The sequence below is a fragment of the Lelliottia sp. WB101 genome (assembly GCF_003051885.1).
GTDB lineage: Bacteria > Pseudomonadota > Gammaproteobacteria > Enterobacterales > Enterobacteriaceae > Enterobacter > Enterobacter nimipressuralis.
Genome location: NZ_CP028520.1, coordinates 2,756,330 through 2,777,399, shown reverse-complemented (window position 1 = coordinate 2,777,399; position 21,070 = coordinate 2,756,330). Strand labels below are relative to the sequence as shown.

Annotated in this window: 24 protein-coding genes; 20 read left to right on the top strand and 4 right to left on the bottom strand. The window is 54.7% G+C overall.

What is annotated here, in order from left to right:
• The first annotated feature begins 205 nt into the window (after positions 1 to 205).
• From fliD to amyA, 4 genes are all read left to right on the top strand, one after another.
• A complete protein-coding gene (gene fliD / locus DAI21_RS13295; RefSeq protein ID WP_102104020.1) occupies positions 206 to 1,609 on the top strand; it encodes a flagellar filament capping protein FliD in 1,404 nt (467 codons plus the stop codon).
• A gap of 24 nt (positions 1,610 to 1,633) precedes the next feature.
• The gene (gene fliS / locus DAI21_RS13290) at positions 1,634 to 2,044 is read left to right on the top strand and encodes a flagellar export chaperone FliS (RefSeq protein WP_102104021.1); all 411 of its coding nucleotides are present in this window, start codon (positions 1,634 to 1,636) and stop codon (positions 2,042 to 2,044) included.
• Positions 2,044 to 2,403, top strand: coding sequence for a flagella biosynthesis regulatory protein FliT (gene fliT, locus DAI21_RS13285; protein WP_102104022.1), 360 nt, complete (start codon positions 2,044 to 2,046; stop codon positions 2,401 to 2,403). Before fliS ends, fliT begins: the two co-directional genes overlap by 1 nt.
• A gap of 101 nt (positions 2,404 to 2,504) precedes the next feature.
• The gene (gene amyA / locus DAI21_RS13280; protein ID WP_107703328.1) at positions 2,505 to 3,992 is read left to right on the top strand and encodes an alpha-amylase; all 1,488 of its coding nucleotides are present in this window, start codon (positions 2,505 to 2,507) and stop codon (positions 3,990 to 3,992) included.
• Positions 3,993 to 4,037: 45 nt separating this feature from the next.
• Here the strand turns inward: amyA and yedD are convergent, their stop codons facing one another.
• A complete protein-coding gene (gene yedD, locus DAI21_RS13275) occupies positions 4,038 to 4,451 on the bottom strand; it encodes a lipoprotein YedD (RefSeq protein ID WP_107703327.1) in 414 nt (137 codons plus the stop codon).
• 210 nt (positions 4,452 to 4,661) lie between these two features.
• On the opposite strand from yedD, the gene DAI21_RS13270 reads away from it, so the two are divergent.
• Positions 4,662 to 5,249, top strand: coding sequence for a DapH/DapD/GlmU-related protein (locus DAI21_RS13270; protein ID WP_107703326.1), 588 nt, complete (start codon positions 4,662 to 4,664; stop codon positions 5,247 to 5,249).
• 279 nt (positions 5,250 to 5,528) lie between these two features.
• On the opposite strand, the gene fliE is transcribed toward DAI21_RS13270, so the two are convergent.
• Positions 5,529 to 5,843 carry a flagellar hook-basal body complex protein FliE gene (gene fliE / locus DAI21_RS13265; RefSeq protein ID WP_107703325.1) on the bottom strand — a complete coding sequence of 105 codons (315 nt, stop codon included), beginning with the start codon at positions 5,841 to 5,843 and terminating at the stop codon, positions 5,529 to 5,531.
• Positions 5,844 to 6,071: 228 nt separating this feature from the next.
• Here fliE and fliF point away from each other — a divergent pair, with 228 nt between their 5' ends.
• The 13 genes from fliF (at position 6,072) to rcsA (ending at position 17,598) form a co-directional block, all read left to right on the top strand.
• Positions 6,072 to 7,754: a flagellar basal-body MS-ring/collar protein FliF gene (gene fliF / locus DAI21_RS13260; RefSeq protein ID WP_100779699.1), complete on the top strand. Its 1,683-nt coding sequence runs from the start codon at positions 6,072 to 6,074 to the stop codon at positions 7,752 to 7,754.
• On the top strand, positions 7,747 to 8,742 hold the full coding sequence (gene fliG, locus DAI21_RS13255; protein WP_100779698.1) for a flagellar motor switch protein FliG: 996 nt from the start codon (positions 7,747 to 7,749) through the stop codon (positions 8,740 to 8,742). The genes fliF and fliG overlap by 8 nt, the downstream gene beginning before the upstream one ends.
• The gene (fliH, locus tag DAI21_RS13250) at positions 8,735 to 9,442 is read left to right on the top strand and encodes a flagellar assembly protein FliH (protein ID WP_100779697.1); all 708 of its coding nucleotides are present in this window, start codon (positions 8,735 to 8,737) and stop codon (positions 9,440 to 9,442) included. The genes fliG and fliH overlap by 8 nt, the downstream gene beginning before the upstream one ends.
• Positions 9,442 to 10,812 (top strand): flagellar protein export ATPase FliI, encoded by a 1,371-nt coding sequence (gene fliI, locus DAI21_RS13245; protein WP_100779696.1) that lies wholly within the window; start codon positions 9,442 to 9,444, stop codon positions 10,810 to 10,812. The genes fliH and fliI overlap by 1 nt, the downstream gene beginning before the upstream one ends.
• Positions 10,813 to 10,833: 21 nt before the next feature.
• Positions 10,834 to 11,277, top strand: coding sequence for a flagellar export protein FliJ (fliJ, locus tag DAI21_RS13240; protein ID WP_100779695.1), 444 nt, complete (start codon positions 10,834 to 10,836; stop codon positions 11,275 to 11,277).
• Positions 11,274 to 12,500, top strand: coding sequence for a flagellar hook length control protein FliK (fliK, locus tag DAI21_RS13235; RefSeq protein ID WP_107703324.1), 1,227 nt, complete (start codon positions 11,274 to 11,276; stop codon positions 12,498 to 12,500). The genes fliJ and fliK overlap by 4 nt, the downstream gene beginning before the upstream one ends.
• 105 nt (positions 12,501 to 12,605) lie before the next feature.
• Positions 12,606 to 13,073 (top strand): flagellar basal body-associated protein FliL, encoded by a 468-nt coding sequence (gene fliL, locus DAI21_RS13230; protein WP_100779693.1) that lies wholly within the window; start codon positions 12,606 to 12,608, stop codon positions 13,071 to 13,073.
• Positions 13,074 to 13,077: 4 nt separating this feature from the next.
• Complete coding sequence (fliM, locus tag DAI21_RS13225) at positions 13,078 to 14,082, top strand: flagellar motor switch protein FliM (protein WP_107703323.1); 1,005 nt, start codon at positions 13,078 to 13,080, stop codon at positions 14,080 to 14,082.
• On the top strand, positions 14,079 to 14,492 hold the full coding sequence (gene fliN, locus DAI21_RS13220; protein WP_100779691.1) for a flagellar motor switch protein FliN: 414 nt from the start codon (positions 14,079 to 14,081) through the stop codon (positions 14,490 to 14,492). Before fliM ends, fliN begins: the two co-directional genes overlap by 4 nt.
• 2 nt (positions 14,493 to 14,494) lie before the next feature.
• Positions 14,495 to 14,869: a flagellar biosynthetic protein FliO gene (fliO, locus tag DAI21_RS13215; protein ID WP_107703322.1), complete on the top strand. Its 375-nt coding sequence runs from the start codon at positions 14,495 to 14,497 to the stop codon at positions 14,867 to 14,869.
• The gene (fliP, locus tag DAI21_RS13210) at positions 14,869 to 15,885 is read left to right on the top strand and encodes a flagellar type III secretion system pore protein FliP (protein WP_370447031.1); all 1,017 of its coding nucleotides are present in this window, start codon (positions 14,869 to 14,871) and stop codon (positions 15,883 to 15,885) included. Before fliO ends, fliP begins: the two co-directional genes overlap by 1 nt.
• A gap of 8 nt (positions 15,886 to 15,893) precedes the next feature.
• Entirely contained in the window at positions 15,894 to 16,688 is a 795-nt protein-coding gene (gene fliR / locus DAI21_RS13200) for a flagellar biosynthetic protein FliR (RefSeq protein ID WP_100779688.1), read from the top strand.
• 286 nt (positions 16,689 to 16,974) lie between these two features.
• Positions 16,975 to 17,598, top strand: coding sequence for a transcriptional regulator RcsA (gene rcsA, locus DAI21_RS13195; protein WP_100779687.1), 624 nt, complete (start codon positions 16,975 to 16,977; stop codon positions 17,596 to 17,598).
• Positions 17,599 to 17,686: 88 nt separating this feature from the next.
• Here the strand turns inward: rcsA and dsrB are convergent, their stop codons facing one another.
• Positions 17,687 to 17,881 (bottom strand): protein DsrB, encoded by a 195-nt coding sequence (gene dsrB, locus DAI21_RS13190; RefSeq protein ID WP_181826524.1) that lies wholly within the window; start codon positions 17,879 to 17,881, stop codon positions 17,687 to 17,689.
• 128 nt (positions 17,882 to 18,009) lie between these two features.
• Here dsrB and yodD point away from each other — a divergent pair, with 128 nt between their 5' ends.
• Together yodD and DAI21_RS13180 are read left to right on the top strand one after the other, a co-directional pair.
• Complete coding sequence (yodD, locus tag DAI21_RS13185) at positions 18,010 to 18,237, top strand: YodD family peroxide/acid resistance protein (protein WP_100779685.1); 228 nt, start codon at positions 18,010 to 18,012, stop codon at positions 18,235 to 18,237.
• 293 nt (positions 18,238 to 18,530) lie between these two features.
• A complete protein-coding gene (locus DAI21_RS13180; RefSeq protein WP_100779684.1) occupies positions 18,531 to 19,358 on the top strand; it encodes a mannosyl-3-phosphoglycerate phosphatase-related protein in 828 nt (275 codons plus the stop codon).
• Here the strand turns inward: DAI21_RS13180 and dgcQ are convergent.
• Complete coding sequence (gene dgcQ / locus DAI21_RS13175; RefSeq protein ID WP_107703321.1) at positions 19,325 to 21,016, bottom strand: cellulose biosynthesis regulator diguanylate cyclase DgcQ; 1,692 nt, start codon at positions 21,014 to 21,016, stop codon at positions 19,325 to 19,327. The two genes, DAI21_RS13180 and dgcQ, sit on opposite strands and share 34 nt — an antisense overlap.
• Positions 21,017 to 21,070: the final 54 nt, after the last annotated feature.

The window sequence follows — 21,070 nt, the reverse complement described above, 5'->3', positions numbered from 1 at the left end:
CGTCTGCCTACGGCTTTCTCGCCGTCAATGTGATTATCGACACCGCTTTCTCAACCTTTAGAAAAAAGATCATTTTTTTAAAGGCGCAAACTACCCATTATTTGCCTCCTTTATTTGCGCATTGTTTTTTTAAATTAACGCTAATCTTTTTTGCGTTTCTGCCGATAGACCATCCAGTGATTGTCTCAATAAAGGATGAAGTGTTATGGCAAGTATCAGTTCGCTCGGCGCAGGTACCAATCTGGGACTCAGTACGTTGTATGACAATTTACAGACTGCTGAGCAGACCAAACTGACACCGATTACTACGCAGCAAACCTCTTATAAAGCAAAACTCACTGCGTGGAACGTGGTTCAGGCTTCGTTAACCAAATTACAGACGGCTTCTGACGCGTTAAAAAATACCTCGGCTATTGCTCAGGCAAAGGTGTCCACCACCAACTCGGCATTTAGCGCCACGCTTTCCACTAGCGCAACAGCGGGCACTTATTCAGTTGAAGTCAGTTCTTTAGCCGCTTCACAATCCTTGCTCAGCCCGAAAGTGGCCAGCAAAGATACCGATCTTGGCGACAGCAGCATGAGTTCGCGCACGATCACGATCACTCAGCCGGGCCAGAAAGATCCGCTGACCGTCACACTGGCTAGCGATAAAACCAGCCTTTCTGATGTGCGTGACGCGATTAACGCCAAACAGGGCAGCGTGACCGCCAGTATTATTAAAGCAGACGACAACAGCTATTATCTGGCACTGACGTCTCGTGATAGCGGTACGACGAATAAAATGACCGTCACCACGGATGACGCTGAACTGGCTAAATTCGTGAGCTACGATCCGGCAGGATCAAGCAATGTCATGACCGAGCAGGTTGCGGCTTCCGATGCGGTCGTAAAAATTAACGGGATTGAAATTACCCGTAGCAGCAACACCATTACCGATGCGCCAGAAGGCGTAACGCTGAACCTGACCAAAACCAATAAAGGCAGCCCAGAAACGCTGACGGTGGTGAAAGATAACCAGCCGATGCTCGACGCGGTTCAGGCCTTTGTGGACGCGTATAACTCGCTACAAACCACCATTGGTAACCAGACAAAATATACCAAGGTTGATCAGGGTAATGGCGCGCAGGACACCAGCAACGGCGATCTGTTGGGCGATGGTACGCTGCGCAGTATTCAGACTCAGCTGCGTTCAAAACTCTCTGCGCCTCAGGGTAGCGGCGATTTAGCCACTCTGTCTCAGCTGGGGATTACGCAGGACATCACCGGTAAATTGACCGTTGATAGCACCAAGCTGAATAAAGCGCTCACCGAGAAATCGGCCGATGTGATTTCGTTCCTGTCGGGTGATGGCAAGACGACGGGCTTCGCGACCGAAACCAGCAACTTGCTGAAAAGTATTTTAGGTACCGACGGTTCCGTTAAAAACGCCACCGACGGCATTAACAAAACGTTGAAACAGCTTTCGGATCAATACGATCGCGTCAACGACCAAATTACCGCCACCATGGCACGTTATAAAACGCAATTTACCAGCTTGAGCCAGCTTGTTTCTCAGATGGATTCCACCGGTAGCTATCTGACTCAACAGTTCAACGCCATGAACAGTTAATCAATGATGAGTTGAGGTTTTACCATGTATACAAAATCGGGGATTCAGGCATATGCCCAGGTTGGCGTGGAGAGCGCCGTCCTGAGCGCCAGCCCGCATCAGTTAGTGGTACTCCTTTTTGATGGCGCATTAAGCGCCATGAAAAAAGCCATGATACTGATTGAGCAAGGGGATATTCCCGGTAAAGGGCAGGCGCTGAGCAAAGCAATTAATATTATCAGTAACGGTTTGCAGTCCGGGATCAACCATGAAGTTGGCGGAGAACTGGCGACAAACCTTGATAGTCTTTACGACTATATGACAAGGCGCCTTTTACAGGCCAATCTTCATAATGACATTAATGCCATCAATGAAGTGGTGGAGTTACTGAATAACATCGCTGACGCCTGGAAAGAGATAGGCCCACATTCTCAAAACGTGCGGGACAATTACTAATGGATGCCAATCTCGGGTTGCTCCAGCATTATCAGCAGTTGTTAGCCACCAGCACCGCGATGCTGGTGCTGACAAAATCTGGGCGTTGGGATGAACTTATTGCTTACGAAGTCGATTACCTTTCGGCCGTAGAAAAACTTACCCGTTACCAGGATGCAAGCGAAATTGCGCCCCAGCTTCAGGCACAAATTCGCCCTATTCTGAAACAGATCCTCAGCAATGAGGTGGAACTCAAAGCGTTATTGCATCAGCGTATGGAAGAGTTAAAAGCTCTGGTTGGGCAAACCTCCCGACAACATAATCTTAATGCGACCTATGGACGTCTATCAGGCAATATCCTTTTCCCCAACGATCTCTAGATTGACGGTGGCCCTGGCGGGTGAATGAAATTTCGTATTTCACCCGCTAATTCTTTTCTTCTCGACCATACTCTCTGTGTCCTCATTCTGGAGCACGGAAGATGAAAAACCCCACTCTATTACAATGTTTTCACTGGTATTACCCCACAGGCGGTGAGCTGTGGCAGGAAGTCACTGCACTGGCGCCCAATCTCAACGAGATTGGCATCAACATGATTTGGCTGCCTCCGGCTTACAAAGGTGCATCGGGCGGGTATTCCGTCGGATATGACTCTTACGATCTTTTCGATCTCGGTGAGTTTGACCAGAAAGGGTCCGTCGCCACCAAGTACGGTGATAAAGCCCAGCTGCTCGAAGCCATCAATGCTTTAAAAAGCAATGAGATCGCGGTGTTGCTGGACGTGGTGGTGAACCACAAAATGGGCGCGGATGAGAAAGAGCCTATCCGCGTGCATCGTGTGAACGAGCAGGATCGCACCCAGATTGACGATGAAATCATCGAATGCGAAGCCTGGACCCGCTACACCTTCCCCGTTCGTGCCGGGCAGTATTCCGAGTTTATCTGGGACTACAAATGCTTCAGCGGTATCGACCATATCGAAAACCCCAACGAGGACAGCATCTTTAAGATCGTCAATGATTACACCGGCGAAGGCTGGAACGATCAGGTCGATGATGAGATGGGGAATTTCGATTATCTGATGGGCGAAAACATCGACTTCCGCAATCACGCCGTCACGGAAGAGATAAAATACTGGGCGCGCTGGGTGATGGAACAAACCCAATGCGACGGTTTTCGGCTCGACGCGGTGAAACACATTCCGGCCTGGTTCTATAAAGAGTGGATCGAACACGTCCAGGAAGTGGCCCCCAAACCGCTGTTTATCGTGGCTGAATACTGGTCCCACGAAGTCGACAAACTGCAGCACTATATCGATCAGGTGGAGGGCAAAACCATGCTGTTCGACGCCCCGCTGCAGATGAAATTTCATGAAGCGTCCCGCCAGGGCCGCGACTATGACATGAGCCAGATCTTCACCGGCACGCTGGTTGAAGCCGACCCGTTCCATGCCGTCACGCTTGTGGCCAACCATGACACTCAGCCGTTGCAGGCGCTTGAAGCGCCGGTCGAAGCCTGGTTTAAACCGCTGGCCTACGCGCTGATTTTACTGCGCGAAAACGGCGTTCCGAGCGTGTTCTATCCGGATCTGTTCGGGGCGAGCTACGACGATACCGGCGGCGACGGCGAAACCTACCACATCGACATGCCGGTAATCGAACAGCTTCACGAGCTGATCCTGGCCCGCCAGCGTTTCGCCCACGGCGTGCAGACATTGTGGTTCGATCATCCTAACTGCATTGCGTTCAGCCGCAGCGGGACGGATGAGGATCCGGGCTGCGTCGTGGTGCTCTCCAACGGAGACGACGGCGAAAAAGTGATTAATCTTGGGGATAATTACGGCAACAAGAACTGGAAAGATTTCCTCGGCAATCGCGAAGAGACGATCACCACCAGCGCCGAGGGCGAAGGGACATTCACCTGCAATGGCGGCAGCGTAAGTATCTGGGTGATGGAGGATGTGCTGTAACGGGGATGGTTTGCCGGGTGGCGCGCTCGCTTACCCGGCAAACACTCACTTCACCTGGCTCTCAAGCGGATTTTTGGTCAGGTAATCTGCACACTCTACCGTTGGACGTGCGACGCGCTGCAACTCCATTCCATCATATTCCAGCGTGTTGCCATCGCGTTCGAGTGGATAGATATCCAGCTTGCTGGTGACGTTGTAATAATCATCTGAACGCAGCATGATTTTACCCGGCACCGCAATCACGCGCTGCCACTGTCGGCAATCGAGGGTATCGCCCTGCTCTGTCACCACCAGCGTGGCGATCGCTTCCGGACTCACCATTTTGCTCTGCGGCCCTTTGGTCTGCCAGTAGCCCGCCAGATCTGAGGGAACAGGATGCTTAATCACGTCCTGATAATTATCGACCTGCACACATCCCGTTAATGCCAGCAACGCGCCAGCCATGATCATTTTTTTCATCATCTTTCCTGCCTGCGAAGAAAAAAAGATTGTGGCATTAAAGGCATGATGTCGCCAGACTTTCTGCTCACTGAAGTCGTGTCACCTGGGTAAATGCGCAATCAACGATGAACCCTCCCACCTGCTCATGCGATTGTTTGATTCCCTAAGCGGTTATGCTCAGACTGACAATTTTTACCTGCCACCGAATACCCACTGGAGAACTTCATCTTGCGCCAAAATCCCTTCGATCCTGGCTACTACAATGAGAATGAACTTAAGGACTTCGGCATCGGCTCTGTAGGAAAAAACGTCCTCATTGCAAAAAACTGCACCCTCATTGGATTAGAAAATATCTGCATTGGCGATAATGTTCGCATCGACGGTTTCAGCACCATTATCGCCGCCGACCCCGGCTTTTTACACATCGGTTCCTGGGTGCATATCGGAGGTTACAGCGCGATTTTCGCGGGCGCAGGGGTAACGTTGCAGGACTTTAGTGGGCTATCCCAGGGCGTTAAAATCTACACCACCAGCGACAATTATGATGGCTCCGTGATGACCAACCCCACTGTCCCGCAGGAGTTTACCGGTGTCATACGCGCGCCCGTTCAGATCGGTAAACATGCCATTGTTGGTTCGCAAACTATTATTTTGCCTGGGGTTACGCTCGGCGAGGGTTGCGCAGTGGGTGCAAATTCACTGGTCTCTAAAAATGCGGAGGCATGGTCAGTCTATTTTGGATCACCCGCCAGACGTCTGAAAAAACGAAAAATGACACTGCTTGAACTCGAAGAGAAACTTAGAGAAAAGACTTAAGGGTCTCTCTCGGCAGGTTGATTTGCTGCTTTACAGGCTCAGCACTGCGATGCAACCGCCCAAAGGGCTATATTTGATTAACTGACAATATCCACAAGTTTGCTACCGACAGGTGATATATCACCAGTAGATAAAATGAATGCGGTTATTGGACGTTACCAGGGTGTGCATTATTGCACTCTCTTCTTACTGGCATGGGAAGATAGACATATTTACCCCGCCCATGCCCAACATTTGGATCTGATGAAATTAAGAAGACGTACTTAACAGGTTAAAAACCTATACCTGCATCGACATGACTTCCTGATAAGCCGAAACCAGCTTATTACGCACCTGAATACCCATCTGCAAAGAGACCGATGATTTTTGCAAATCGGTCATCACGTCGTTCAGCGCCACACCCGGTTCGCCGAGGGAGAACTTCTCTGCCTGCGCGCGTGCCGCGTTTTGCGTGTCGCTGATGCGATCGAGAGCGGCGTGCAGTTGCCCTGCAAAGCTGACCGTCGATTGTGTGTCCGTAACGTCCTGATTACGGGCTGTCATCGCCGTTGCCTGCAGCTGGCTGATCACCCCTTCAATGCCTTGTATTGCCATGACTCTCCCCTGGATGGTTTTTTACGGGGTCAAGACTAGCACCTTGTCAATGAGATAATGGCGGTAAATAGCGTTAAAAAACCAGGTTATTTGACGAATAGAAAATCCCGAATCATCAAATAATGGCAGGGCCATCAATATGGACCTTTTGTCGTGTTTGCCGACCCGGGAGTCAGTTTTGTTTCACTACACGAATAACGTTATCCACAACGAGCCACGAGGTGCGCTATGACTGCGACAGCATCGGCAGCACCGCAAAATAAATCGCTCGAGTGGATGAACCGCCTGCGCGCGAACCCTAAAATCCCATTGATCGTGGCAGGCGCTGCCGCTATTGCGATTCTCGTGGCGATGGTCCTGTGGGCGAAAAGCCCGGACTATCGCACCCTTTATAGTAACCTGTCCGATCAGGACGGCGGGGCTATCGTCACCCAACTGACCCAGATGAACATCCCTTATCGCTTCGCCGATAACGGCGGTGCGCTGGAAGTTCCTGCGGACAAAGTCCACGAACTGCGTTTACGTCTGGCCCAGCAAGGTCTGCCGAAAGGTGGCGCCGTCGGTTTCGAACTGCTGGATCAGGAAAAGTTCGGTATCAGCCAGTTCAGCGAGCAGATCAACTACCAGCGTGCGCTGGAAGGTGAACTGGCCCGCACCATCGAAACGCTCGGCCCGGTCAAAACGGCCCGTGTACACCTGGCGATGCCAAAACCGTCCCTCTTCGTGCGCGAGCAAAAATCGCCCACCGCCTCGGTAACTGCCACTCTCGAACCCGGCCGTGCGCTGGACGAAGGGCAGATCAGCGCCATTACCCATCTGGTCTCCAGCGCCGTAGCTGGTCTGCCGCCGGGTAACGTGACCGTGGTCGATCAGGGTGGCCATCTGCTGACCCAGTCCAATACCAGCAGCCGTGACCTGAACGATGCTCAGCTGAAGTATGCAACCGACGTGGAAGGCCGCGTCCAGCGCCGTATCGAAGCGATACTCGGTCCTATCGTTGGCACCGGCAACGTCCACGCGCAGGTTACTGCACAGATCGATTTTGCCAATAAAGAGCAGACGGAAGAGCAGTACAGCCCGAACGGCGATGCGGCTCAGGCGGTGATGCGTTCCCGTCAGCTGAACACCACCGAGCAGATCGGCGGCCAGAATCCGGGCGGCGTACCGGGTGCGCTCTCGAATACCCCTGCCCCGGCTAACGCGGCGCCAATTTCGACGCCTCCGGCAAATCAGCAGAACGGTCAGCAGAATAATGCACAGCAGACCACCTCGACGGCGGCCAGCACGGGTCCACGTAACTCCAGCCGTAACGAGACCACTAACTACGAAGTCGACCGTACCATTCGCCATACCAAAATGAACGTCGGCGATGTACAGCGTCTCTCCGTTGCCGTGGTGGTGAACTACAAAACGCTGCCGGACGGAAAACCGCTGCCGCTGACCACCGATCAGATGAAGCAGATCGAAGACCTGACCCGCGAAGCCATGGGCTACTCCGAGAAACGCGGTGACACCCTGAACGTAGTGAACTCTCCGTTCACGGCGACCGACGAAACGGGTGGCGAGCTGCCATTCTGGCAACAGCAGTCGTTTATCGATCAGCTGATGTCTGCAGGCCGCTGGTTACTGGTACTGATTGTGGCGTGGCTGCTGTGGCGTAAAGGTATTCGTCCACAGCTCAACCGTCGCGCAGAGCAGCTGAAAGCCGCACAAGAAAGCATGAATTCGCGTCAGGAAACGGAAGATGCCGTTGAAGTTCGCCTGAGCAAAGACGAGCAGATGCAGCAACGCCGTGCCAACCAGCGCATGGGCGCTGAAGTCATGAGCCAGCGTATTCGCGAAATGTCCGATAACGATCCACGCGTCGTCGCGCTGGTGATTCGCCAGTGGATGGGTAACGAAGATGAGTAATCTAAGCGGTAAAGATAAAAGCGTCATCCTGCTGATGACAATCGGTGAAGACCGTGCGGCAGAGGTGTTCAAACACCTCTCCCAGCGTGAAGTGCAGTTGCTCAGTGCGGCGATGGCGAACGTACGTCAGATCTCTAACAAACAGCTGACCGAAGTGCTGGCGGAGTTTGAGCAGGAAGCAGAACAGTTTGCTGCCCTCAACGTCAACGCCAACGACTACCTGCGTTCCGTCCTGGTCAAAGCCCTGGGCGAGGAGCGTGCTGCCAGCCTGCTGGAAGACATTCTCGAGACGCGCGATACCGCCAGCGGCATCGAAACGCTCAACTTTATGGAGCCACAGAGCGCCGCCGACCTGATTCGCGACGAGCACCCGCAGATTATTGCCACCATTCTGGTCCACCTCAAACGGGGTCAGGCGGCAGATATTCTGGCCCTGTTCGACGAGCGTCTGCGTCACGACGTGATGCTGCGTATCGCCACCTTCGGGGGTGTCCAGCCAGCCGCGCTGGCGGAACTGACCGAAGTGCTGAACAGCCTGCTCGACGGCCAGAACCTCAAGCGCAGCAAAATGGGCGGCGTGAGAACTGCAGCGGAAATCATCAACCTGATGAAAACCCAGCAGGAAGAAGCCGTTATTACCGCCGTTCGCGAATTCGACGGCGAGCTGGCACAGAAAATTATCGACGAGATGTTCCTGTTCGAAAACCTGGTCGAGGTCGACGATCGCAGCGTTCAGCGCCTGCTCCAGGAAGTGGATTCCGAATCCCTGCTTATCGCCCTCAAAGGTGCCGAGCAGCCGCTGCGCGAGAAATTCCTGCGCAACATGTCCCAGCGTGCGGCGGATATCCTGCGCGACGACCTTGCCAACCGTGGCCCGGTTCGTCTGTCTCAGGTGGAAAACGAGCAGAAAGCGATCCTGCTTATCGTTCGTCGTCTGGCCGAAACCGGCGAGATGGTGATTGGCAGCGGAGACGATGCGTATGTCTAAGGAGCTGCCGTGGAAGCGCTGGACTCCTGACGATCTGGCCCCTCCGATGACGGAGTTTATGCCCGCGCTGGCCCCTTCCCTCACGGAAGAGCCAGACGAAGAGGCGCCAGAGCTGAGCGAAGAAGAGCAGCGTGCGCAGATGCTGGCGCAGCTGCAAATGCAGGCGCATGAGCAAGGCTATAACGCCGGTCTGAGCGAAGGTCGCCATCAGGGCCACCAGCAAGGCTATGAAGAAGGCAAAGCACAGGGCCTGGAGCAAGGTCTTGAGCAGTCTCGCCAGCAGCAGGCGCCGATCCATGCCCGGATGCAGCAGCTGGTTAGCGAATTTCAGAACACCCTCGACGCGCTGGATAGCGTGATCGCCTCGCGCCTGATGCAGATGGCGCTGGAAGCGGCACGTCAGGTTATCGGGCATACGCCGGTGGTGGATAACTCGGCGCTGATAAAACAGATCCAGGGTCTGCTCCAGCAAGAGCCGCTGTTCAGCGGTAAACCTCAGCTGCGCGTACACCCTGACGATCTCCAGCGGGTCGAAGAGATGCTGGGCGCGACGCTGAGCCTGCACGGCTGGCGTCTGCGCGGCGATCCGTCGCTACATCACGGCGGCTGCAAAGTCTCTGCCGACGAAGGCGATCTGGATGCCAGCGTCGCCACGCGCTGGCAGGAACTGTGCCGCTTGGCTGCACCGGGAGTTGTCTGATGACCGCCCGTCTCACGCGCTGGCTCAACACGCTCGACAATTTTGAAACGAAGATGGCGCAACTGCCATCGGTTCGTCGTTACGGGCGTCTGACCCGCGCAACCGGGCTGGTGCTGGAAGCCACCGGCTTGCAGTTGCCTCTCGGCGCGACCTGCGTGATTGAACGTCAGGACGCCAATGAAACGCGCGAAGTGGAAAGCGAAGTCGTCGGTTTTAATGGCCAGCGACTGTTTTTGATGCCGCTGGAAGAGGTGGAAGGCATTCTGCCCGGCGCGCGCGTCTACGCGAAAAATAATGCCGGCGACGGGCTGCACAGCGGCAAGCAATTGCCGCTCGGTCCGGCGCTGTTAGGCCGTGTCCTCGACGGCGCAGGTAAACCACTCGACGGCCTGCCCGCCCCGGATACCACCGAAACCGGTGCGCTGATCACCCAGCCGTTTAACCCGCTGCAACGTACCGCCATTGAACACGTGCTGGATACGGGCGTGCGCCCGATCAACGCCCTGCTCACGGTTGGTCGCGGCCAGCGTATGGGCCTGTTCGCCGGTTCCGGCGTCGGTAAATCGGTGCTGCTCGGGATGATGGCGCGCTACACCCAGGCCGACGTGATTGTCGTCGGGCTGATTGGCGAGCGTGGCCGCGAAGTAAAAGATTTTATCGAGAACATTCTCGGTGCTGAAGGCCGCGCACGTTCCGTGGTCATCGCCGCACCGGCAGATGTCTCCCCGCTGCTGCGTATGCAGGGCGCGGCGTACGCCACCCGTATTGCCGAGGATTTCCGCGATCGCGGCCAGCATGTGCTGCTGATTATGGACTCCCTCACCCGCTACGCGATGGCGCAGCGTGAGATCGCGCTGGCGATCGGCGAACCACCGGCGACCAAAGGCTATCCGCCTTCGGTGTTTGCCAAACTGCCTGCGCTGGTTGAACGCGCGGGTAACGGCATTAGCGGCGGCGGCTCGGTGACGGCGTTTTACACGGTTCTGACCGAAGGCGACGACCAGCAGGACCCGATTGCCGACTCGGCGCGTGCGATCCTCGACGGTCACATCGTGCTCTCGCGTCGTCTGGCCGAAGCGGGCCACTATCCGGCGATTGATATTGAAGCGTCGATCAGCCGTGCGATGACCGCGCTGATTAGCGAAAAACATTACGCCCGCGTGCGTAACTTTAAACAACTGCTCTCAAGCTTCCAGCGCAACCGCGATCTGGTGAGCGTGGGGGCATATGCCAAAGGCAGCGACCCGATGCTGGACAAGGCGATTACGCTTTGGCCGCAACTGGAAGCGTTCTTGCAACAAGGTATTTTTGAACGCGCCGACTGGGAAGACTCAATCCAGGCTCTGGAACTGATATTCCCGCAGGTGTAACACAGGTGGAGGGCGAAGATCATGGCGCAAAACAGCGCATTAGCTACGCTAAAAGATCTGGCTGAAAAAGAAGTTGATGATGCCGCACTGCAGCTTGGCGCAATGCGACGCGGATATCAGCAGGCTGAAGAACAGTTGACGATGTTAATCGACTATCAGCATGAATATCGCACCAACCTCAATACCGATATGACACAGGGCATTGGCAGCCAGCGCTGGATTAACTATCAGCAGTTTATTCAGACGCTGGAAAAGGCGATCGAGCAGCATCGCCAGCAGTTGTCCCAGTGGGACCAGAAAGTCGATAAGGCACTGAATTTCTGGCGAGAGAAAAAGCAGCGGCTCCAGGCCTGGACTACGTTACAGGACCGACAAACCGCCGCCACCCTGCTTGCCGAGAACCGCCTTGATCAGAAAAAAATGGATGAGTTTGCCCAGCGCGCATCAACGAGGAAACCGGAATGATCACACTGCAACAACTGCTGATGACCGACACTGACCTGTCCGGCGGTACGCAGACTGGAAAAGGCGCAGAAGGCGCGCAAGATTTTCTCTCCCTGCTGGCGGGTGCGTTAAGCGACACCGCCGGCCAGGGCAAAGACGCGCCCATTACGCTAGCGTCCCTGAAAGCCGCCACCAGCAAGCTGTCGAAAGAGGCGATCCTCAAGGACGGCGATAGCGCTCTCCAGACAAAACTCGCCACTCTGCTGGCACGTCAGGATCAGCTCGTGGCCGATGACACGGCGCAGGAGGTCCCTCTGCAAACGCTGGTGTCCGGGTTAATTCCTGCCACCCACGGCGATGCACTGAAAGCGCTGACGGCGAACGCGAACGCGCAAAAAGATGACCTCAAAACAGATCTGAACGACGAAGAGCTGGCCGGGCTGAGTGCGCTGATGGCGATGTTACCGCATCAGCAAACGGCGACGGCGGCCGTTGCCCAGGCAGTTGAGACCCATACAGTGGCAACGCAGCCGACGGCGGCACAGCCTGCTTCAGGACGCGGTTCACTGATGGATGTCGCTGATTTTTCGCTTCGCGGTAAAACTCAGGCAAACAGCGCCGATGCGGACAGCACCCCTCTTCCAGCCAGCGCGCAGCCGTTAACACCGGCAGCCGCAGCCTCTGCCGCGAAGCAGGAAGTCGCGAGTGCCGGTTCGGCGACGGCGCCAACCTCAACGCTTGCGCCAATTCTCGCCAGCAATATTACCGCCCCGCCTGCCGCAGCCGCCGCTCCCGCGCCGGTTATCAGCCAGCCGCTGGGGACACACGAATGGCAGCAGGCCGTCAGTCAGCACGTCACGCTGTTCACGAAACAGGGTCAGCAAAGCGCTGAACTGCGCCTGCATCCAGAAGATCTGGGACAAGTGCAAATTTCGCTTAAACTTGAAGATAACCAGGCACAGTTGCAGATGGTTTCAGCCCACAGCAACGTGCGTGCGGCGCTGGAAGCAGCGCTGCCTATGCTGCGCACGCAGCTGGCGGAGAACGGTATTCAGCTGTCGCAAAGCAACATCAGCAGCGAGAGCTTTGCCGGTCAGCAGCAGTCCTCTTCCCAGCAGCAACAGCAGGCTTCGCGCTCTGGTCAGCAGGGTGGATTTAACGACGACAACGATGAATTGCTGGTCACGCCTGCTGCACTGCAGTCCGCAGCACGTGGAAATGGCGCCGTAGACATCTTTGCCTAAACGCCAGAGGTAACGTGATTATCCCCGTCTTTTCCACGCTTTGACCAAAGCAGGACACGGGATAATCACTGTATTAGCTGTACCGAAACAGGATGCTCGAATCAGATGACTGACTCCGCTATCACCAAAAAAAGCAAGCGCTCCATCTGGGTCCCGCTGCTGGTGTTAATTACGCTCGCCGCTTGTGCGACCGCTGGCTATAGTTACTGGCGTTCACAGCAGGCGCCGTCAGCCGCTGCCGTTGCCGAACCCCCGCCGCCTCCGGCCCCGGTCTTTTTCGCACTGGATACGTTCACCGTTAACCTCGGTGATGCGGATCGCGTGCTGTACGTCGGCATTACCCTGCGCCTGAAAGATGACGCAACTCGCACCCGTCTGAGCGAATACCTGCCAGAAGTGCGCAGCCGCCTGTTACTGCTTTTCTCTCGTCAGGACGCCTCCGGGCTTGCCACCGATGACGGGAAGCAAAAGCTGGTCGAGGCCATCAAACAAACGCTGGCAGCGCCACTGGTAGCAGGTCAACCTAAGCAGGAAGTCACTGACGTTCTGTACACAGCATTTATCCTGCGGTAAAGACATGGGCGATAGTATTCTTTCTCAAGCGGAAATCGATGCGCTGCTCAATGGCGACAGCGATAAGAGTGATGAACCAATACCGGGACTGGGCGGCGAACCTGATATTCGCCCCTATGACCCGAATACCCAGCGTCGCGTGGTGCGCGAGCGCCTGCAGGCGCTGGAGATCATCAACGAACGTTTTGCGCGTCAGTTCCGTATGGGGCTGTTTAACCTGTTGCGTCGTAGCCCGGACATCACCGTCGGGGCGATTCGCATTCAGCCGTATCATGAGTTTGCCCGCAACCTGCCGGTGCCAACCAACCTTAACCTTATCCACCTGAAACCACTGCGTGGCACCGGGCTGTTCGTGTTTTCACCGAGCCTGGTCTTTATCGCGGTGGATAACCTGTTTGGTGGTGACGGTCGTTTCCCAACGAAGGTCGAAGGGCGCGAATTTACCCATACCGAGCAGCGTGTCATTAACCGCATGCTGAAGCTGGCGCTGGAATCCTACAGCGACGCATGGAAAGCGATTAACCCGCTAGAAGTGGAGTACGTGCGTTCGGAGATGCAGGTCAAATTCACCAACATCACCACGTCGCCGAACGATATCGTCGTCAATACGCCGTTCCACGTCGAAATCGGCAACCTGACCGGCGAATTTAATATTTGTCTGCCCTTCAGCATGATTGAACCTCTGCGTGAAGTGCTGGTAAACCCACCGCTGGAAAACTCGCGCAATGAAGATCAGAACTGGCGCGAGAATCTGGTGCGTCAGGTTCAGCACTCACAGCTTGAACTGGTGGCGAGCTTTGCGGATATCCCGCTGCGCCTGTCCCAGATCCTGAAATTACAACCCGGCGACGTTCTGCCGATAGAAAAACCCGACCGCATAATTGCCCATGTGGATGGCGTACCGGTATTGACCAGTCAGTACGGCACCGTTAACGGTCAATACGCGCTACGCGTTGAGCACTTGATCAATCCGATATTGAATTCGCTGAATGAGGAACAGCCCAAATGAGTGACATAAACAATCCGTCCGATGAAAACAGCGGAGCACTGGACGATCTGTGGGCTGATGCGTTAAACGAGCAACAGGCAACCCCGAGCAAAAGCGCGGCGGACGCGGTCTTTCAGCAGATAGGCGGCGGCGACGTCAGCGGTACGCTGCAGGATATCGATCTGATTATGGATATCCCGGTCAAGCTGACCGTGGAGCTGGGCCGTAGCCGTATGACCATCAAAGAGCTGCTGCGCCTGACGCAGGGTTCCGTGGTGGCGCTGGAAGGGCTTGCCGGTGAGCCGCTGGATATTCTGATCAACGGCTATCTGATTGCACAGGGCGAAGTGGTGGTGGTAGCCGATAAATACGGCGTGCGTATCACCGACATCATCACCCCATCCGAACGTATGCGTCGTCTGAGCCGTTAAGCATGAAAACTCAGGCAACGGTATCACAGCCCTCTGCGGTTCCCGGCTCGCCGCTGCTCCAGGTGAGCGGCGCGCTGTTCGGTATTATTGCCTTTATTTTGATCGTCGCGTGGCTGGCTAAACGTTTTGGCCTGGCGGGTAAAACCGCCCACGCGCGCGGTCTTAAAGTGAGCGCCAGTACGTCGCTCGGCCCACGCGAGCGCGTGGTGATCGTTGAAGTAGAAGATGCGCGCCTGGTATTGGGCGTGACGGCATCACAAATTACTGTGCTGCATAAACTGCCTCCTGCGCCGGAAACGGTGCCAGAGAACGCAGAGAGTCCAGCGGATTTTCAGTCCGTTATGAAGAGTTTGCTTAAGCGTTCCGGGAGATCCTGATGCGCCGTTTGTTGTCCCTTACGCTGGCAGGCATCGCCCTGTTTACTCCCGCGGTCTATGCCCAATTACCCGGTCTGATTTCGACCCCCATTGCCGGTGGTGGTCAAAGCTGGTCCCTGCCGGTTCAGACGCTGGTGTTTATCACCGCCCTGACCTTTATCCCGGCCGTTCTACTGATGATGACCAGCTTCACCCGTATCATCATCGTCTTTGGTTTGCTGCGAAATGCGCTGGGTACGCCCTCCGCGCCGCCGAACCAGGTGCTGCTCGGATTAGCCCTGTTTCTGACCTTTTTTATTATGTCGCCGGTGATCGACAAGATATACGCCGACGCCTATCAGCCGTTCAGTGAAGACAAAATTTCCATGCAGGTGGCGCTCGAAAAAGGCGCTCAGCCGCTGCGAGAATTTATGCTGCGCCAGACCCGTGAAGCGGATTTAGCGTTGTTTGCTCGCCTGGCGAACACCGGCCCGATTCAGGGACCTGAAGCGGTGCCAATGCGCATTCTGCTGCCGGCTTACGTGACCAGCGAGCTGAAAACCGCGTTCCAGATTGGCTTCACCATTTTTATCCCGTTCCTGATTATCGACCTGGTGATCGCCAGCGTGCTGATGGCGCTCGGGATGATGATGGTGCCCCCGCCACCATTGCCCTGCCCTTTAAGATCATGCTCTTTGTGCTGGTCGACGGCTGGCAACTGCTGGTCGGATCGCTGGCGCAGAGTTTCTACAGTTGAGGCACGCCGAATGACACCCGAATCGGTCATGATGATGGGCACGGAGGCGATGAAAGTCGCCATTTCCGTGGCCGCCCCTCTGCTGCTGGTGGCGCTGGTCACCGGTCTGGTCATCAGTATTTTGCAGGCCGCGACGCAAATTAACGAAATGACACTTTCCTTCATCCCGAAGATCATCGCGGTTTTCGTGGCGATTATCATCGCCGGGCCGTGGATGTTAAACCTGTTGCTCGACTACATGCGCAACCTGTTTACCAACCTGCCGTACATCATCGGCTGATCGGCTGAATGCTACATTTCACCAGCGACCAGTTTATACAGTGGCTCGGACTCTATTTCTGGCCGCTGCTGCGCGTGATGGCACTGATCATGACCGCCCCTGTGCTGAGCGAAAAATCGATCCCAAAGCGCGTCAAAATTGGGCTGGGGATGCTGATTACCTTTGTGATTGCCCCTAATCTGCCGCCGGTCAATGTCGCGATTTTCTCCCCGCAGGCCGTCTGGCTTGCGCTACAGCAGGTGCTGATTGGCGTGGCGATTGGCTTTACCATGCAGCTGGCGTTTGCGGCCATCCGTACCGCCGGTGAGCTGATCGGCCTGCAGATGGGTCTGTCCTTCGCCACGTTCATTGACCCGGGTAGCCACCTCAACATGCCAGTGCTGGCGCGTATCATCGATATGCTGGCGCTGCTGCTGTTCTTAACCTTCAATGGCCACCTGTGGCTGATTTCGATGCTGGTGGATACCTTCCACACGCTGCCGATCGGCGGAAACCCGGTGAACAGCAATGCGTTTATGGCGCTGGTCCGTGCGGCCGGGCTGATTTTCCTCAACGGCCTGATGCTGGCGCTGCCGGTCATTACGCTTCTCCTGACCGTTAACCTCGCGCTCGGGTTACTGAACCGTATGGCGCCGCAGCTGTCGGTATTTGTCATTGGCTTCCCGATCACTTTAACCGTCGGCCTGATATTGATGGGCTTGTTAATGCCACTTATCGCCCCCTTCTGTGAACATTTATTTGGCGAACTGTTTAATCTTCTGGCCGATATTGTTCACGAGCTACCCAAGAATATTAATCCTTGATGTTTATATTGTCTCTCTAAGGATATTCTTAAAATAAAACATGAAAAACATCTACCAGGATATATCTGGTGCGGTTTATTTGTTTTTATGCCCTTCACATTACTCAACATTTACTTTACTTTAAGATGATTCCTGGCAAATTATACGTAACTTTACGGGATAGTGAGTTCGCCTGAAAGTCTTTGTATTGCTCACAGGTTTATACCTTTTATTCCATCCCGTATGGCTGTTTATGAGCTCTCAGGCAGATGGTGAATTATCGTTACGCATTGAGTGAGGGTATGCCATGTCAACGATCATTATGGATTTATGCAGTTACACCCGGCTAGGGCTAACCGGGTATCTGACCAGCAGAGGGGTTAAAAAGCGAGACATCAACGATGTTCATGATGTTGGCGAACTTGCAGCCGCTTGTGATACTTACAAGCCTGGCGTGGTGTTTATTAATGAGGACTGTTTCATTCACGATCCAGCCAACAGTCAGCACATTAAGCAGATCATTAATCAACATCCTAAAACCCTGTTTATTGTTTTTATGGCCATTGCAAATATCCATTTCGATGAATATTTGCTAGTGCGTAAAAACCTATTAATCAGTTCTAAATCAATTAAGCCCGAGTCGCTGGATGACATTTTGGGTGATTATTTGAATAAAGAGACAAAGAGTGTAGCTGAGTTTAACTTACCCACGTTATCATTAAGCCGTACTGAATCGAGTATGCTGAGAATGTGGATGGCGGGACAGGGCACAATTCAAATCTCTGACCAGATGAATATCAAAGCAAAAACGGTATCGTCACATAAGGGTAATATTAAAAGGAAAATAAAAACGCATAATAAACAGGTCATCTATCATGTTGTTCGTCTGACAGATAATGTGACTAACGGTATTTTTGTCAATATGCGCTAATAATTTCACTCTTCACACATATCAATCTCTGGCCTGGCCAGAGATTTTTCGTTTTGGGCCGGGCGAGTTCTCCTCACCCGACACCGTCTTACTCAGATTCTGCTTTTTCCACAAAGATCCCGTCAGAGTGGCCAATCTCGTTAAAGAACCAGATGCCGAGCGGGTAATCTTCCAGCGACACCAGATACATGATGCCTTCGTTGAACTGTTCCACTGCCAGTACTACGCCTGGGCGGCGCGGTCCGCCGTCCGTCTTGACGGTGACCCGATCGTTGACCTTCATAAAATCCTCCTGTGGTTTTGAGCCAGTGTAGAACAAAACGCAGCAACTGGCAGCGGTTGCAAGAGTGAATGGCGCTTTTGTGGGCAGTCTATACTTAACGCTGGGAACGGCGAAATGAGGTATGAAGAATGAAGACCGCGAAAGAGTACAGCGACACGGCGAAACGTGAGGTGAACGTCGATGTCGATGCCCTGCTGGCCGCGATTAACGAAATCAGTGAGAGCGAAGTGAAGCGTGCGGAAGATGATCCTACGCGCGTGAGCATCGACGGACGGGATTATCACACCTACCGTGAGCTGGCCGAGGCGTTCGAATTAGACATTCACGATTTCAGTGTCAGCGAAGTGAATCGGTGAGGCGAAAAAAATCCCGGTCATGGGGATGACCGGGATCAAACTTGCTTATGCAAGAAGCACTTGTAAATTCGTTACACCAGGAAATCTGATGTGGGATTTACCTTATCCCCAATAAAATTGCATGACAAGGATATATTCCTTTCATAAATGCTATTTGCGGTAACTGTCAGTTTTGATTATGAATCGCGGCCCTTGCCCCATGCGGGTCGGCGGGATCGGTTCCGGAATCGGGACTACTTATGCATAATTTGTTTTAGGATTAATCTCAGGCACAACACCTTTCAGGAGATGCTATGTCCCTACTTAAGGAGACGCTGCTGGTTTTTACCGACCTCGACGGTACGCTGCTGGATATTCATACCTATGACTGGCGCCCTGCCACGTCCTGGCTGAATAAATTGCAGGACCATCAGATCCCGGTCATTTTATGCAGCAGCAAAACGGCTGCCGAAACGCTCGAAATTCAGCAGGATTTGGGGCTGGAAGGGTTGCCCTTTATCGCCGAAAACGGCGCGGTTATTCAGCTCGACGTACGCTGGGACGATCACCCCGACGCGCCGCGCCTGATTAACGGGACACCGCACACTGAGATTCGCCGTCTGATTGATCCGATACGGGAGCGCACCGGGTATAAATTCACTACCTTCGATGATGTCGATGAACGGGTCATCGGGGAATGGACCGGGCTTAACCGCGAGCGCTCAGCGCTGGCGCGACTGCATGAAGCCTCGATTACCCTTATCTGGCGCGACAGCGATGAGCGTATGACGCAGTTTGAAGCCGAACTGGTCCAGCTCGGTCTGAAGTTCGTGCAGGGAGCACGGTTCTGGCACATTCTGGACGCGCGCGGCGGTAAAGATCAGGCGGTGAACTGGCTTATAGACGAGTATCGCAAACGCGAGGGTTTTGTTCCCACCACCATCGGGCTGGGCGATGGCCCTAATGACGCCCCGCTGCTCGATAACGTCGATTACGCCGTGGTGGTAAAAGGCATTAACCGTTTCGGCATTCAGCTACAGGATGACATTCCTGAGCGGGTCTATCACACCACCCAACCGGGACCGGAAGGCTGGAGTGAAGGACTCGATCATTTCTTATCGGCATCGCGCCACATCACCTGATTTCTCCCCTGCTGCTTCGCCAGGTAGAGGCGCATATCAGCAATGGATTGCAGCTGCGGGAAGTCGAAATTACCGTTCTCCTCCGTACTGCTCACCCCGAGCGAGGCGCTGATCCGCGTGGTGGTGCTCTTCATCACCAGAATCTCTTTGCGATTGATAAAGGCGCGAATACGCTCGGCGACATTTGCCGCCTCCTGCGTTGTGGCCCCTGGCAGCACCACGCAAAACTCTTCGCCACCGACACGCCCGGCCACGTCGCTGGTGCGTAACGCGCTGGCGATCAGCCCGGCTGCGTGGCACAACACTTTATCGCCCGCCTGGTGGCCGAATCTGTCGTTAATGCTTTTGAAATGGTCCAGATCGATCTGAATCACGGAGAACGGCAATTTCTGCTGACGGCACTCTTCGGCCAGCACCTTCGCCCGTTCAAACAAGGCGCCGCGATTGTTCAGACGCGTCAGCGGGTCGTGCCACGCCTGCCACTGCAGGGAATGTTGCATCCGGTACATGTTGCTGACCATCCGACGGATCACCAGCCAGGAAATCAGCAGCATCGCCGTAAAGAGCGCCCACAGCAGGGCCAGCGCAATGCTGATGCTACCGAACTCACCGTTAACGCCCTCCTGCAGGGTATGAACCCGCAGCACCACGCCATCAAAATGATCGAGCCGCTCCCAGCTGACATAGCGCGAATTCAGTCGAATCCCCCCTTCCGTGTCGCCTTCGATGGCGTGGGCAATTTGCGCCCGCTCGCGCTCGTCAAACTGATTCACCAGGCCGTCCGGCGGCTCGGAGGTGGTGATCAGGTTGAGGCGGCTGTCGTAAAGCTGATACTCGCCGTCCGTGCGCTTATCGACGGCTTCCGTCAACAGTTGCTTCATGGTCGGGAGGGTGAAATCCATCGCCAGCACGCCGTACCAGTAGTGGTCCAGATAGACCGGCAGGCTGGCGGTGATCACCCGCTCTTCCTGCGCCCCGGATACCGGTGCCATAAACCAGCGCACGCCGCGCGCGCGGTTTTGCCGCTCGGTCTGCTCGGTAAACCACGGGCGCGTCACCAGCTCGTAATAACGCGAGATCAGGGTGTGATTGAGCGGTGAGGGATCTGTTGAGAGGAAAAACCCCGCCCGCGAGACGTACGAGACACGCCGCTCTTTACCGGTGGTCGAGGTGGCGAGACGCAGTAAATACCCCACCTCCAGCGCGGCGGAGAGTTCGTTGCCGATGCGCTGGTTATCCCGCGCCAGCAAAGTCGTGCGCGCCACCGTTGCGTCTGAGACGCCGCTAATGGGCAAGGTGCGCTGCTGGTCGACATCCAGCTGCCAGAAGGGGTCGGTGCGCAGGCTGTTGAAGCTGGTTACCGCATCGTGCAACACGCGAAAGCCGAGCGGCGTTTGCAGCGCATCGCCCATGCTGTGACGAAAAAAGAGCAGTTTATCAATGCTGAACTGAAGCTGTCGGTCGAGGGAGTTGGCGACATTTTCCAGATGGTTTTGCTGGCTTGAGATGTACGCCTCTTCAAGTACCACCACTTCGCGCCAGGTCAGGATCGTAGAAAAAATGAGGACAACCAAAAAACAGAGATTAACAATTTTTCCCGGATGATGGCGTAACCGTTCCAGAAATTGCTTTTTTGCTTTATAGACATCGCGCTGCACAGACACTCCCTGCTGAAATCTTGCATCATCCGCTTATAACCCAACGCCGCGGTT

What these genes read in the sequence shown, in the direction of transcription:
- fliE (WP_107703325.1), bottom strand. Translation starts at nt 5,843, where the DNA reads ATGGCAATACAAGGCATTGAAGGGGTGATCAGCCAGCTGCAGGCAACG.
- fliD (WP_102104020.1), top strand. Translation starts at nt 206, where the DNA reads ATGGCAAGTATCAGTTCGCTCGGCGCAGGTACCAATCTGGGACTCAGT.
- rcsA (WP_100779687.1), top strand. Translation starts at nt 16,975, where the DNA reads ATGTCAACGATCATTATGGATTTATGCAGTTACACCCGGCTAGGGCTA.
- fliO (WP_107703322.1), top strand. Translation starts at nt 14,495, where the DNA reads ATGAAAACTCAGGCAACGGTATCACAGCCCTCTGCGGTTCCCGGCTCG.
- amyA (WP_107703328.1), top strand. Translation starts at nt 2,505, where the DNA reads ATGAAAAACCCCACTCTATTACAATGTTTTCACTGGTATTACCCCACA.
- DAI21_RS13180 (WP_100779684.1), top strand. Translation starts at nt 18,531, where the DNA reads ATGTCCCTACTTAAGGAGACGCTGCTGGTTTTTACCGACCTCGACGGT.
- fliI (WP_100779696.1), top strand. Translation starts at nt 9,442, where the DNA reads ATGACCGCCCGTCTCACGCGCTGGCTCAACACGCTCGACAATTTTGAA.
- fliR (WP_100779688.1), top strand. Translation starts at nt 15,894, where the DNA reads ATGCTACATTTCACCAGCGACCAGTTTATACAGTGGCTCGGACTCTAT.
- dsrB (WP_181826524.1), bottom strand. Translation starts at nt 17,881, where the DNA reads ATGAAGGTCAACGATCGGGTCACCGTCAAGACGGACGGCGGACCGCGC.
- fliS (WP_102104021.1), top strand. Translation starts at nt 1,634, where the DNA reads ATGTATACAAAATCGGGGATTCAGGCATATGCCCAGGTTGGCGTGGAG.
- fliJ (WP_100779695.1), top strand. Translation starts at nt 10,834, where the DNA reads ATGGCGCAAAACAGCGCATTAGCTACGCTAAAAGATCTGGCTGAAAAA.
- yodD (WP_100779685.1), top strand. Translation starts at nt 18,010, where the DNA reads ATGAAGACCGCGAAAGAGTACAGCGACACGGCGAAACGTGAGGTGAAC.
- fliK (WP_107703324.1), top strand. Translation starts at nt 11,274, where the DNA reads ATGATCACACTGCAACAACTGCTGATGACCGACACTGACCTGTCCGGC.
- fliP (WP_370447031.1), top strand. Translation starts at nt 14,869, where the DNA reads ATGCGCCGTTTGTTGTCCCTTACGCTGGCAGGCATCGCCCTGTTTACT.
- fliN (WP_100779691.1), top strand. Translation starts at nt 14,079, where the DNA reads ATGAGTGACATAAACAATCCGTCCGATGAAAACAGCGGAGCACTGGAC.
- fliL (WP_100779693.1), top strand. Translation starts at nt 12,606, where the DNA reads ATGACTGACTCCGCTATCACCAAAAAAAGCAAGCGCTCCATCTGGGTC.
- yedD (WP_107703327.1), bottom strand. Translation starts at nt 4,451, where the DNA reads ATGAAAAAAATGATCATGGCTGGCGCGTTGCTGGCATTAACGGGATGT.
- fliF (WP_100779699.1), top strand. Translation starts at nt 6,072, where the DNA reads ATGACTGCGACAGCATCGGCAGCACCGCAAAATAAATCGCTCGAGTGG.
- fliM (WP_107703323.1), top strand. Translation starts at nt 13,078, where the DNA reads ATGGGCGATAGTATTCTTTCTCAAGCGGAAATCGATGCGCTGCTCAAT.
- fliT (WP_102104022.1), top strand. Translation starts at nt 2,044, where the DNA reads ATGGATGCCAATCTCGGGTTGCTCCAGCATTATCAGCAGTTGTTAGCC.
- fliG (WP_100779698.1), top strand. Translation starts at nt 7,747, where the DNA reads ATGAGTAATCTAAGCGGTAAAGATAAAAGCGTCATCCTGCTGATGACA.
- fliH (WP_100779697.1), top strand. Translation starts at nt 8,735, where the DNA reads ATGTCTAAGGAGCTGCCGTGGAAGCGCTGGACTCCTGACGATCTGGCC.